Source organism: Enterovibrio norvegicus FF-33 (assembly GCF_000286835.2).
In the GTDB taxonomy this organism is placed as follows: domain Bacteria; phylum Pseudomonadota; class Gammaproteobacteria; order Enterobacterales; family Vibrionaceae; genus Enterovibrio; species Enterovibrio norvegicus_A.
This window is the reverse complement of record NZ_AJYD02000038.1, coordinates 950,151-962,756: the sequence shown is the minus strand read 5'-3', so window position 1 is coordinate 962,756 and position 12,606 is coordinate 950,151. Positions and strand designations below refer to the sequence as shown.

The following is a 12,606-nucleotide window of genomic DNA, read 5'->3' as shown; positions in this document are numbered from 1 at the left end:
CTACGAACCAGGCGGTCGGAGGTTCGAATCCTCCCACGCGCACCATCATCTTTCTGCATTTAAATTCATTTTTTCTGCCTATTTTTGTATTATCTCAAAAAGCAAACTTCCCTCAATGAATACCGTTTTTTTTCACTTTCAGTGACTTCTCTCTAAACACCGTTTATCTGTTCCAAAACCCTGCGTTAATTTCCTGATATTACTCTCTTTTATCCCATTTTTTTTAGTAACATAGCAAAGGCATATAGCACCAATGCCGGTTAACAGTTTGGTAACATTTGTGCGTTTTTATTGCGTCAGAGGCCGAAAATGGCAGAAATGATCAGTATTACAGGATTGTCATTATTGTGATTTGTTAGTATTTTGACCTACTACTTAACTGAATAAGTAAATTCTCAATAAAATGTTACTCACATCTGAGAGAATGGTTGTTGCTGATTGGTTTTAGGACAATCGGTTCAAAGGAAGGAACAAACCTATGGATTTGGGAAGCACTCTCGAGCAAGCCGCTACGCTCATGTTTACAGGCATGGCTGTGGTTTTTATCTTTCTCACCATTTTGATCGTTCTGGTCAATTTGATGTCACGTATTGTCCCCGAAGAGCTGCCGCCTCAGGCCGCTTCGACCACGACACCTAATCAAAATAATAACGGTCAAATTTCTGGGGACACTATCGCTGCCATTTCTGCAGCGGTGCATAAATATCGTAGTCGCCAGCGTTAGCTGATGCGAAACATACAATTACAAGGAGTTATGTCGTATGTCTAAGCCACTCGCTATTACAGATGTCGTTTTACGCGATGCCCATCAGTCTCTCTTTGCGACGCGTATGCGTCTTGATGACATGTTACCGATTGCTGCGGCGCTCGATGATGTCGGTTACTGGTCTTTGGAGACGTGGGGCGGTGCAACATTTGATTCCTGCATCCGTTTTCTTGGTGAAGATCCGTGGGTGCGTCTGCGTGAGCTGAAAAAAGCCATGCCAAAAACACCGATGCAGATGTTGCTTCGTGGTCAAAACCTACTGGGTTATCGACATTATGCCGATGACGTGGTGGAGAAATTTGTTGAACGTTCACATGCAAACGGTATGGACGTTTTCCGTATTTTCGATGCAATGAACGATGTTCGTAACTTTGAAAGAGCCGTTAAGTCAGCCGTCGATGTTGGCGCACACGCGCAGGGTACGCTGTCTTATACGACTAGCCCTCATCACACGCTAGATACATGGACCGACCTAGCAAAACGTCTTGAGGACCTCGGCTGTCACTCTCTGTGTATTAAAGACATGGCGGGTTTGCTCAGACCTTACGAAGCGGAAGAGCTTATCAAGCGCATAAAAGCCTCTTGTGATATCCCACTGGCGCTTCACTGCCATGCAACCACTGGACTCTCTACAGCAACCGCTGTGAAGGCTGTGGAAGCGGGTCTGGATATTCTGGACACCGCTATCTCTTCGATGAGCTCAACCTACGGGCATACTCCGACCGAAACCGTGGTTGCCATGCTGCAAGGCACAGAGCGCGACACCGGTTTGCAACTTGATACGATTGAACCCATCGCGGCCTATTTCCGAGAAGTGCGTAAAAAATACGCCAAGTTCGAAGGTCAGCTCAAAGGTGTTGATTCGCGCATTTTGATTGCTCAAGTCCCTGGTGGCATGCTGACGAACATGGAAGGTCAGTTGAAAGAGCAAGGTGCAGCTGATCGTATGGACGAAGTGTTGGAAGAGATTCCGCGCATCCGCAAAGATCTGGGTTATATCCCATTGGTTACGCCAACGTCACAAATTGTGGGCACCCAAGCGGTTATCAATGTACTGACGGGTGAACGCTATAAAAGCATCACCAAAGAAACTGCGGGTGTACTGAAAGGCGAATACGGCGCAGCACCATCCGAAGTCAATGCTGAGCTACAAGCTCGTGTGCTTGATGGCGCTCAGCCTATCACTTGCCGCCCAGCGGATTTGCTGGAGTCAGAACTTCATCTGTTGACGGACGAGTTGATTGCCAAATCGAAAGAAGAGGGTATTTTGCTAGCCGAATCACAAGTGGATGACGTGCTGACTTATGCATTGTTCCCGCAAGTTGGTCTGAAGTTCCTGAAAAATCGTGGTAACCCTGATGCATTCGAACCCGCTCCGGGTACTGAAGCAGATGTTGTAGCAACGGCACCGGCGGCTGCACCATCTGTTGGTGGTACTGAAGCTTACAGCGTCCAAGTAAACGGTCAGGTCTATGATGTGGTTGTTGGCCCTCAGGGCGAGCTAACGTCTGTCGCGCCGGCTTCAGGTCAACAGGTCGCATCTGCGCCAGCGCCAACATCAGGCACGGCAGAATCCGTTGCTGCGCCATTGGCGGGTAATATATTCAAAGTTGTCGCCAAGCAAGGGCATCAGGTTCAAGAGGGGGATGTATTGATCATTCTTGAAGCGATGAAAATGGAAACTGAAATCCGTGCAATACGTGCAGGGATTGTCCAAGACGTCATGGTGAAAGAGGGTGATTCTGTCACTGTCGGCTCACCGTTGATGAGCCTAGCGTAAGAGGATAGACGAAAACATGGAAGGTTTGTTGATCCTCTGGCAAGGCACGGGTCTTGCCAATTTCCAGATTGGCCAGTTGGTGATGATTTTTGTTGGGTGCCTGCTATTATTTTTGGCTATCCGCAAAGGTTTTGAACCCTTACTGCTATTACCCATTGGTTTTGGTGCCATTCTTGCCAATATTCCCGAAGTGGGTTTGGCGAACAATGCATTGGAAAACGCTATCTACGCTGCTAACCCTGATGTTTTGGGTGAGTTTGCACGTATTCTAGGCATTTCAGATGTGAACCCTGAAGCGATTCGAGTGGCGGTTGACGGTGCCAGCGTGCATCAAATTACTGAGCTTGATGAAGCGGCACATGCAGCGAAGTTTACCGATGGGACGCTTTACACGTTTTATAACGTGTCGATTGCCTCCGGTATTGCGCCACTCCTGATCTTTATGGGTGTCGGTGCGATGACAGACTTTGGCGCGTTGATTGCTAACCCTCGCACACTGTGGCTCGGTGCGGCGGCGCAGTTCGGTATCTTCGCTACCTTGTTTGGTGCCATTATGCTGAACTTGGTGCCGGGTATGGAGTTCTCGTTGGCAGATGCTGCATCGATTGCGATTATCGGTGGCGCTGATGGCCCGACAGCTATCTTCCTCGCCAGTAAGCTTTCTCCTGATCTGCTGGGAGCGATTGCGGTTGCTGCCTACAGTTACATGGCGTTGGTGCCGATTATTCAGCCACCGATCATGAAGCTGTTTACCTCTGAAGATGAACGTAAAATCGAGATGAAGCAGTTACGCCACGTCTCTAAAACCGAAAAGATTATATTCCCCCTCGCCGTATTGGTGATGGCGATTATCTTCTTGCCATCGGCAACGCCGTTGGTCGGTATGTTCTGCTTAGGTAATCTGATGCGTGAGTGTGGCGTGGTTGATCGTCTGTCAAACACTGCACAAAACGAGCTTATCAATATCGTGACCATCTTCTTGGGTCTCTCCGTTGGTTCGAAGCTTCAAGCGGAGCAATTCCTTCACGTTGAAACCTTAGGGATTCTGGTACTGGGTGCGGTCGCATTTAGTATTGGTACTGCGGCTGGCGTGTTGATGGCGAAATTGCTGAACAAATACAGCAAAGACAACATCAATCCATTGATTGGTGCTGCGGGTGTGTCTGCAGTGCCTATGGCGGCGCGAGTGGTGAATAAGGTTGGCTTGGATGCTAACCCGCATAACTTCTTGCTGATGCATGCAATGGGACCTAACGTTGCCGGCGTATTAGGCTCCGCCGTTGCTGCGGGCGTGTTACTGGCCCTAGTGGGGTAAGTGCTCAGCGACGCTTATGCGCTAAGTTAGCGTGATAGGCTAAGTCAACGTGATGAAATAAAGGCGGAAGGCATTGTGTCTTCCGCCTTTTTTAATGACACTGAAAAGTATTAATGGCGCAAAAAGGATGATGGCATGTCTCACAATCTTCAATTGGCAATCACTGCGTTTGGTGAACCCGACACCCTAAAACTACAACAAACGGAGATACCTGAACCGACAACGGATCAGGTATTGGTCAACGTCGCCTATGCGGGCGTTAATCCGGTTGATGCGAAAACGCGTGCAGGACTTGGCTGGGGCGCTGAAAAAATCAAAGACTCTCTCCCGTGGGTCCCTGGTTTTGATGCGGCGGGTACGGTGGTTAACGCCGTGGGTCAATATCAGGCTGGTGATCGTGTTGCAGGGCGAATAGTAGAAGGTGGTGGTTACGGCCAATATCTTTGCGCCAATCTCGATGCGCTTTCTCGTATACCTGAAACTGTATCCTTTCAACACGCCGCGTCGCTGCCAGTTGCCGGCCTAACGGCACTTCAAGCCTTGGAGCTTGCAGATTTAAAAGCAGGTGAATCAGTGTTGATATTGGCAGGTGCTGGCGGCGTGGGACATATTGCGATCCAGCTTGCTAAAACGATGGGGGCAACCGTGTATGCCTCTTGTTCTGACGCTAACCTTGAGTTTGTTTCTCAGCTTGGTGCTAAGGCATTGGATTATCGCGCATCCGCGCTTGATGCGCAGGTCACTGACATTGATGTGTTGATTGATTTGATGGGCGGCGATGCAGGGGAAGCGGCGTTAGCGTGTGTGAAACAAGGTGGGCGAGTGATTACCGTTCCCACGATTACCGCTGATCGCATTATTGCTGCTGCCAAGGCAAAAGGGATTGAAGCGCAAGGTATGCTTGTAAAGCCCAATCCTGTGCAAATGGATGCCCTTTTGGCAAAAGTCGCAGCAGGAGAGTTACACGTGGAAATCGCCAAAACCTATCCGCTAGAGCACGGCGTGCAAGCGCACATTGATATCCAATCAGGTCGAACGCGCGGCAAGATTTTATTGGAGATGCCGCAATGAGCCGCTATGACCAATATGACGCCCTGATTTTTGATTTAGATGGCACCTTGCTCGACTCCATGCCGGGTCATTATGCGGCATGGCAAAAAACTGCGGCGGACTTTGGCTTTGAGGTATCGGAAAGCTGGTACCACACACGCGGCGGAAGTCCGACTATTTTGACTGCCACCACCTTGGTGGAGCAGCTTCATCTGGATATAGAACCCAGTGTGCTGGCTGCACATAAAATGCAGTGTTTCGCAGAGGTCATGGAAGCGCATCTGGAAATGTTGCCTTTTACGGAAGTTGCTCGTCGTTATGCGGGAAAGAAACCGATGGCGGTAGGGACCGGAACTTTGACCGACATTGCCACGCGTATGCTAAAAAAGGCCGAACTACTTCACTTGTTTGATGTGGTGGTTGGTGCTGATCAGGTGTCTGCGCATAAACCGTCACCGGATACCTTTCTGCGCTGTGCAGAACTTCTCAGCGTGACCCCAAGCAAATGTCTCGTGTTTGAAGATGCCGTGTTTGGCTTTGATGCGGCGGCTGCAGCAGGCATGGATGTAATCGATGTACGAGTGACCGATGTTGGATTGGATTAGCGGAGACTCCGCGCTGTGGGTATTATTTTCGACCGGTTTTCTCAGCGCGACCTTACTTCCCGGCGGTTCAGAAGCGAACCTGATCCTTCTTCTGAAAGAAAACACTTATAGCCTTAGTGTCTTGGTTGTCGTCGCCACGCTGGGCAACACTTTGGGCGGCATGACCAATTATTGGATAGGGCGCTTCCTTCCAGCGCGAACCCTTGAGCAAAAACAAGGTCAAAGAGCCATTGCTTGGCTGCAACGCTATGGTTATTGGACCTTGTTGTTAAGCTGGCTTCCTATTATCGGTGACCCTCTTTGTCTCGCTGCGGGTTGGTTGAGACTGAAACAACGGTGGTGCTGGATATTGATTGCGGCAGGAAAAGCCCTCAGATATCTGATACTCGCGCTTGTGACTCGAGGGTTGCTGTTTGTCTAATTTTTTTTTGAAAGGATAGTGTGTGCGTTATTTTATCCTTACGGCAGCGGCGCTTGCGCTGTCAGGTTGTGGTGTTTATTCAGCTTCACCAGAAACGATGCTTCCTTCGGGGATTACATTCATTGAACAACACGAAGCCAAACCGGGCACTCCTGCAATCCCTTATCAGAAATATCAACTCGATAACGGATTGACTGTATTGCTCCATCCAGATAACTCCGATCCTTTAGTGCATGTTGATGTGACTTATCATGTCGGTTCTGCACGAGAAGAACCGGGTAAATCAGGTTTTGCGCATTTCTTTGAGCACATGATGTTTCAAGGCTCCAAGAATGTTGGCGATCAGCAGCATTTTAAACTAGTCACTGAGTCGGGTGGCAGTGTGAATGGCACGACCAACCGAGATCGCACCAATTACTACGAAACGGTTCCGGCGAATGAGCTAGAAAAAATGCTGTGGCTAGAGTCCGATCGAATGGGCTTTTTGCTTGAAGCCGTGTCGCAACGTAAATTCGAGATTCAACGCGATACGGTGAAAAATGAACGGGCGCAAAACTATGATAATCGCCCTTATGGACTGGTGCAGGAAACCTTGTCTGCTGCATTGTACCCACCGACTCATCCTTATAGTTGGCCAACGATTGGCTACGTAGAGGATCTTAATCGCGTTGATGTTAACGATCTTAAAGCCTTCTTCCTACGTTGGTATGGACCTAACAATGCAACGCTTACCATTGGTGGTGATATCGATGTCGAACAAACCCTCGCTTGGGTCGACAAATACTTTGGTGACATTCCGCGTGGGCCTGATGCGGTTAAAGCAGACACATGGCCTGTCACGCTCGACAGCGATCGTTTTGTGACGATTGAAGATAAGATCCAGCAACCTATGTTGGTGATGAGTTGGCCAACGGAATACCCCGACGCAGAATCAACGGTTGCACTGGATATGCTGGCATCCGTGCTTGGACAAGGGCGCAACAGTTTACTTTATCAAGAGCTGGTTAAACCTGGCAAAGTCCTCAGTGCTAGCGCCTATCAAGATTGCGCAGAGCTTGCCTGTACATTTCAGCTTTATGTGCTTGGCAACCAAGGCCAAGATTTGACCGAGGTACGTGATGACGTTTTCAAGGTGCTGGATTCACTAAAAGTGCGCGGCATCAAGCAAGATGATCTTGCTCAAGTGAAAGGCAGTGCTGAAGCGGGTGCCGTGTTTGGTCTGCAAAGTGTTCACGGTAAAGTCTCGCAGTTGGCGTCCAACGAAACCTTCTATGGAAAGCCGGACAGATTATCGCAATGGCTCACGGATCTGGGTGACGTAACCACCAAAGACGTTGAACGTGCGTTTAGTCAGTTTGTTTGGCAGCAACCGTCAGTCACGGTTTCTGTGGTTCCAACAGGCAAACCATCATTGGAAGCGGTGCCTCAAAATTTCAACGCCGTACGAGCGAAAGCAAAAGACCAGGATACCAATCCGGCGTTGATTGAAGCCCGCCAAACCCCAGAGACTTTCGATCGCAGCGTGATACCTGGACCTTCCGGATCGGTCACCTTGAATGTGCCTACGCTTTATCATTCGATGCTGGGCAATGGCATTCAAATTACGGGCGCTGAATCGAATGAAACGCCAACGGTGGCGATGCATCTCATTCTTCCAGCAGGCACCTTAATGGAGCCTAAAGGGAAAAATGGTCTCGCATCACTAACCGCGGATTTAATTGCCGAAGGCACTCAGAATCAAACGAGCGAAGCCATTGCCGCGCAGTTGGATCGCCTAGGGTCGAGTGTGAGTATCAGTGCATCGGGGCGTGGCACCACGGTAAGTGTGTCCTCTTTGACTAAAAATCTAAAAGAAACCCTGATGATTGCAGGCGACATGCTGTTTAATCCTCGTTTTGATCAGGCGGATTTTGATCGACTTAAAAAGCAGGCACTTGAAAGTATTCAGTTTAGCCACCAAACGCCACAATGGCAGGCGAGTCAGGCTCGCCGTGAAGTCTTGTATCAAGACCCTTGGCATGCGTTGCCATCAGAAGGTACGTTGGGCACATTGAACAGCCTGACACTGGATGATGTGAAAGCCTTTTATGCTGACAATTATACGCCGGATACCACTCGACTGATTGCCGTTGGTGACATCGACAAACAGACGCTTCTTTCGAAAATTAATGGATTGAGCCGTTGGAAAGGGGGAGAGGCAAACAGCCCTGCAAAAGCAGAACTGAAACAGTATGCTAAGCCGCAAATTTGGCTGGTAGATAAGCCCGGAGCGCCGCAAAGTGTGGTGCAGATGGTACGTCACGCTATGTCTTACGATGCAACGGGAGAAATGTTTAAAACGCAATTGGCGAACTTTAATCTTGCCGGTAATTTTAACTCACGTTTGAACCTCAATCTTCGTGAAGACAAAGGCTACACTTACGGTGCTAGCGGTTATGTGCTGGGCGATCAGGACAAAGGGCGTATTGTTTTTCAAGCGCAAGTGCGTGCAGACACCACCTTGGATACCGTTAAGGAAATGCAAAACGAACTGTCAGTCATGGCAGAACAAGGCATAACCGATGAAGAGTTAGCGTTTTTGCGTCTTGCTGTCGGGCAGAAAGATGCGCTGAGTTATGAAACGCCGGGCGATAAAGCCGGTCTTATTGCCAACATCATGCGCCATGAATTGCCTTCAGATTACAAAGCAACGCAGAAAGCAATCATCGATGATGTAGACAAACAGACATTAAACACACTGGCCAGTGAGTGGTTCAACCCAGATGATTATCAGGTCATTGTTGTTGGCGATGCCAGCAAGCTTGAGCCTTCACTTGCCACATTGGGATTACCTGTAAAACGTTTAGTGATTGAGAATTGAGCGATATTTATAGGTAGTTAGACTAACCGTAAAAACAGTGAGATGGCTTTTGGCGTTGAGAGTGATTATCCTTAGCCATCTTACTGCTTACAAAATATAAACGAGTACAGCCTTGAATAGTTTTTCTCAAAGGTTGGCAGCGTTTTCTGAACATCCAGAAGCGCTTAAAGGCATTGGCCGAGGCGTGGAACGCGAAGCGTTGCGTATCACACCAGAAGGGACTTTGTCATCTGCCGCCCACCCAACAGCGTTAGGCTCAGCGTTAACGCATCAGTGGATCACGACCGACTTTGCAGAACAATTGCTGGAGTTCATTACCCCAGTGACGTACTCGGTCTCTGACATGCTGACGCAGTTGCAGGACATTCATAGGTTTACCTACCGTGAGTTAGGCGGTGAATCTCTGTGGCCGCTTTCAATGCCATGCTATGTTGCCAATGAAGATGACATCACACTGGCGCAGTACGGCACATCGAATGTTGGCACAATGAAAACGTTGTACCGTCAGGGCCTTAAGCACCGTTACGGCAGTGTGATGCAGGTTATCTCTGGCGTGCACTTCAATTTTTCATTCCCGGACAGTTTCTGGCAGCAGAAGTTTGGTGAACAAACGCCTTATGCGCGTCAAGAGTCGGTGTCAGATGCGTACTTCGGTTTGATCCGAAACTACTACCGCTTTGGCTGGATGATCCCGTATTTGTTTGGCGCGTCCCCAGCGTTGTGTGGGTCGTTTATCAAGCAAACCAACACCAATCTAGATTTCAAAGTGTTGGGTAAAGGCACATATTATTTGCCTTATGCGACATCATTGCGTTTGAGTGATTTAGGCTATACCAACAGTGCGCAAAGTGGATTGAAGATTGGTTTTAACAGCCTTGAGCAGTACCTTGAAGGGGTACGCACCGCCATTCAAACGCCATCTGCTGATTTTGCCAAAATTGGTGTGAAAGATGCCACTGGCTATCGCCAACTGAATGCCAATGTGCTGCAAATTGAAAACGAGCTTTATGCTCCAATTCGACCTAAGCGTGTTGCCAAAAGTGGTGAAAAACCATCAGAGGCTTTAGATCGTGGCGGTGTGGAATACATCGAAGTGCGATCGTTGGATGTGAACCCATTCAGTCCAACGGGTATTGATGAGAATCAGGCTTACTTCTTGGATCTTTTCCTTACTTGGAGCGTGATGACTGACTCTGAACCGATGACGGATTGTGAGCTGCAATGCTGGCACCAGAACTGGAACAAAGTGGTGATGGAAGGACGTAAGCCGGGCCTGACTTTGCAAATTGGTTGTGATGGCGAACAGTTAACTCAGGTTGAGTGGGGACATCGTGTCTTTGCTGATCTGGCTAAACTGGCGGTAGTCATGGACAAGGCATATGGCGGGGACAAATACCAAGCGGTATGTCGTGAGCTTGTGACCTGGTTTGACAACCCAGATAAAACGCTGTCAGCGCGATTGCTTCGTGATGTTGTCGAGCAAGAAAGCATCGGTACAGTCGGGCTTGCGATTGCTAAACAAAACGCTGAGTTGTATGCGCAAGGCGAGTATCACCTTGTCTCTGAAGCACAATTTCGTGAAGAAGCGCAGGCGAGTCTGAAAAAACAGCAAGATGTGGAGCAAGGCGACGCTATTAGCTTCGATCAGTATCTGGCTGAATATTTTGGTGATAGTGTGTCGCTTTAATGGACTCAGTTTTCACTAGAAAACAGGCAGGTCTTCCTGCCTGTTTTTGTATCTGGGATGCCTAAACACATTCTCGCTGAACAAGTATCTTGAGGTTACTTGGGCATCTGGATAACTTTTCGTGTCGATGGTTCGAGAGACAAGGACAACTATGCGCTTTTCACCCAAGTGGCTTTTACTTCTCACCTCATTAGTTTTGGTAGGGTGCGCTAATCCTCCGCCAAAAAGCCCCGAGAACATTTGCAGTATTTTCCGTCAATATGATGGTTGGTATGAAGATGCGGTGGACATGGAAGACGAATGGGGAACGCCGATACACGTCGCTATGGCTTTCATGAAACAAGAAAGCTCCTACATTCATGATGCGCTGCCACCGAGAGACTATGTGCTCTGGGTGATCCCATGGGGCCGCGTCAGCAGTGCTTATGGTTATGCTCAAGCACAAGATCCTGCTTGGTCTGATTATCAAAAAGCCACCAGCAATGGCGGCTCTCGAACCGACTACGGCGACGCCATGCAGTTTATTGGATGGTACACCAGCGAAACGCAACGTCAGTTGGGGATATCCAAATGGGATGCGTACAATCAGTACTTGGCGTATCACGACGGCCGTGGCGGTTTTAAGCGTGGTACTTATAAATCAAAACCTAAGGTGATGCAGGTAGCTCGTAAAGTAGAGCGTCAGGCGAAGACCTATGGTGGACAGCTGCAGAGTTGTCGCTCAGAGCTTGAATCTAACCGAAGCTGGTGGCCGTTCTAGTCAAAGCGGACATCCATTGATAATGTCATTGAGAAAGCGCCAATCTTGGCGCTTTCTTTGTTTTTATGGCTTTGTTTTTATGGCTTGGTTTTTTGGCTAGTCAAAGCCCATCTGACGCCTGCCTAACTCAGTTAAATCATCTTCCGATGCTCTTCCTTGATAAGTGCGTTCATGATGCTCAGGGGCAAAGTCTGGGCAGCTTTCGCCACGGAGAAACGCCGGGCGCTGTTTGTCCAAAAAGTGACGATTTTTCTCGCAATCAGGCGCAGCACCAATGAATAGGACGTTGCTATAGCCATCACCATTGTGTTTATCTTCGACGGCATGAATAGTATCTGGGTGCCACCACACGGTATCACCGGGGCGCACGACTGGAATAGACACTAAGCCCTCAAATAACAGCGGATGCCACTGTTGAAAAACAGTGAGTGCGCGGCCAGGCGCAGCGCCGCATAGATCATCCTCGGGAACATCATCTTGAATGGCTCTTAGGAGCATATAAGGAATGGCGAGTGTTGATGGCACCATTCGTAATGTGCCATCACCTTTACCTTGCTGCGTTAACGCCACCCAGCCTTGAAAGGTGCGAAACACACTGCATACAGCGGGCGACGGGAACTCTTCCACTTCAATGCGATTAGCACCATAAAACGCATTGTATTGATGCCAGTCACCGAGAAAAATATCATGGTAAACCTCGCGATAGTGGGGTTCTATCCAACGTTCGACGGAGCCGGAGTCCACATGCGGCGATAAACCTAACGTGGCATCGCCCGGTTCGCGCCGACGGACACGATCCGCGTAGCTGGCTTCCAAGTCTGGATTGAAAAAGGTTTTGCCCTTGTCCTGCCATGTCCATAAATGATTGAGATGACGACGAGCGACGGCCATGTTGGGGTGTTGTCGGGCCCATATTTGTGCAGCAGACCAGTAGATCCCAAAGATCTGCGGCTTGTCGGATTTCAACTGACTGAAATAATTGTCTTCAACCGTCGGAACATGTTCATAGTAGCCGTTTTCAATAATGTAGCGGGAGAGGGCGTCATTGTGTGCTGTGACTTCATCCGCAGGCAAGGTGTTGCGAATAATGCAGCAACCCGCTTGGTGAACGCGCTTGCGTTGTTCGTCATTAAAGCCATTCTCGGCAATATCAGAAAATGCAAACTGTGGGATAGCTGAGCCCTCACTTTCTTCACGTTTAATCCGTTCGACTTCCGTTTCCATTGCTTTAGATATGTCATCAAATCGGCGTTTGTAATCGGGACACTGTGCTTTCAGTTCTCGCTTAAATTCGCGAATTTGTTGAGGTAGATTTTGCGTGGAAAGTGCCATGCGCCCTCCTTTCCTGTCTTACATCCATGA

At 48.9% G+C, this 12,606-nt stretch carries 10 protein-coding genes; 9 read left to right on the top strand and 1 reads right to left on the bottom strand.

Features of this window, described 5'->3' with window-relative positions:
* The first annotated feature begins 478 nt into the window (after positions 1–478).
* From A1OO_RS12515 to A1OO_RS12475, 9 genes are all read left to right on the top strand, one after another.
* Entirely contained in the window at positions 479–724 is a 246-nt protein-coding gene (locus tag A1OO_RS12515; protein WP_016958186.1) for an oxaloacetate decarboxylase subunit gamma, read from the top strand.
* 37 nt (positions 725–761) lie between these two features.
* Positions 762–2,546 carry a sodium-extruding oxaloacetate decarboxylase subunit alpha gene (oadA, locus tag A1OO_RS12510; protein ID WP_017003230.1) on the top strand — a complete coding sequence of 595 codons (1,785 nt, stop codon included), beginning with the start codon at positions 762–764 and terminating at the stop codon, positions 2,544–2,546.
* 16 nt (positions 2,547–2,562) lie between these two features.
* On the top strand, positions 2,563–3,861 hold the full coding sequence (locus A1OO_RS12505) for a sodium ion-translocating decarboxylase subunit beta (protein ID WP_016958184.1): 1,299 nt from the start codon (positions 2,563–2,565) through the stop codon (positions 3,859–3,861).
* Between the two features lie 135 nt (positions 3,862–3,996).
* The gene (locus tag A1OO_RS12500) at positions 3,997–4,932 is read left to right on the top strand and encodes an NADP-dependent oxidoreductase (protein ID WP_017003229.1); all 936 of its coding nucleotides are present in this window, start codon (positions 3,997–3,999) and stop codon (positions 4,930–4,932) included.
* Positions 4,929–5,516 (top strand): beta-phosphoglucomutase family hydrolase, encoded by a 588-nt coding sequence (locus A1OO_RS12495; protein ID WP_017003228.1) that lies wholly within the window; start codon positions 4,929–4,931, stop codon positions 5,514–5,516. The genes A1OO_RS12500 and A1OO_RS12495 overlap by 4 nt, the downstream gene beginning before the upstream one ends.
* Positions 5,500–5,937, top strand: a complete 438-nt coding sequence (locus tag A1OO_RS12490; protein WP_017003227.1) for a YqaA family protein — start codon at positions 5,500–5,502, stop codon at positions 5,935–5,937. The genes A1OO_RS12495 and A1OO_RS12490 overlap by 17 nt, the downstream gene beginning before the upstream one ends.
* A gap of 22 nt (positions 5,938–5,959) precedes the next feature.
* Entirely contained in the window at positions 5,960–8,797 is a 2,838-nt protein-coding gene (locus A1OO_RS12485; protein ID WP_017003226.1) for a M16 family metallopeptidase, read from the top strand.
* A gap of 133 nt (positions 8,798–8,930) precedes the next feature.
* On the top strand, positions 8,931–10,484 hold the full coding sequence (gene gshA / locus A1OO_RS12480; RefSeq protein WP_026023840.1) for a glutamate--cysteine ligase: 1,554 nt from the start codon (positions 8,931–8,933) through the stop codon (positions 10,482–10,484).
* 151 nt (positions 10,485–10,635) lie between these two features.
* Positions 10,636–11,244, top strand: coding sequence for a hypothetical protein (locus A1OO_RS12475; RefSeq protein WP_016958178.1), 609 nt, complete (start codon positions 10,636–10,638; stop codon positions 11,242–11,244).
* A gap of 96 nt (positions 11,245–11,340) precedes the next feature.
* On the opposite strand, the gene A1OO_RS12470 is transcribed toward A1OO_RS12475, so the two are convergent.
* Complete coding sequence (locus A1OO_RS12470) at positions 11,341–12,576, bottom strand: YbiU family protein (protein ID WP_016958177.1); 1,236 nt, start codon at positions 12,574–12,576, stop codon at positions 11,341–11,343.
* Positions 12,577–12,606 lie beyond the last annotated feature (30 nt).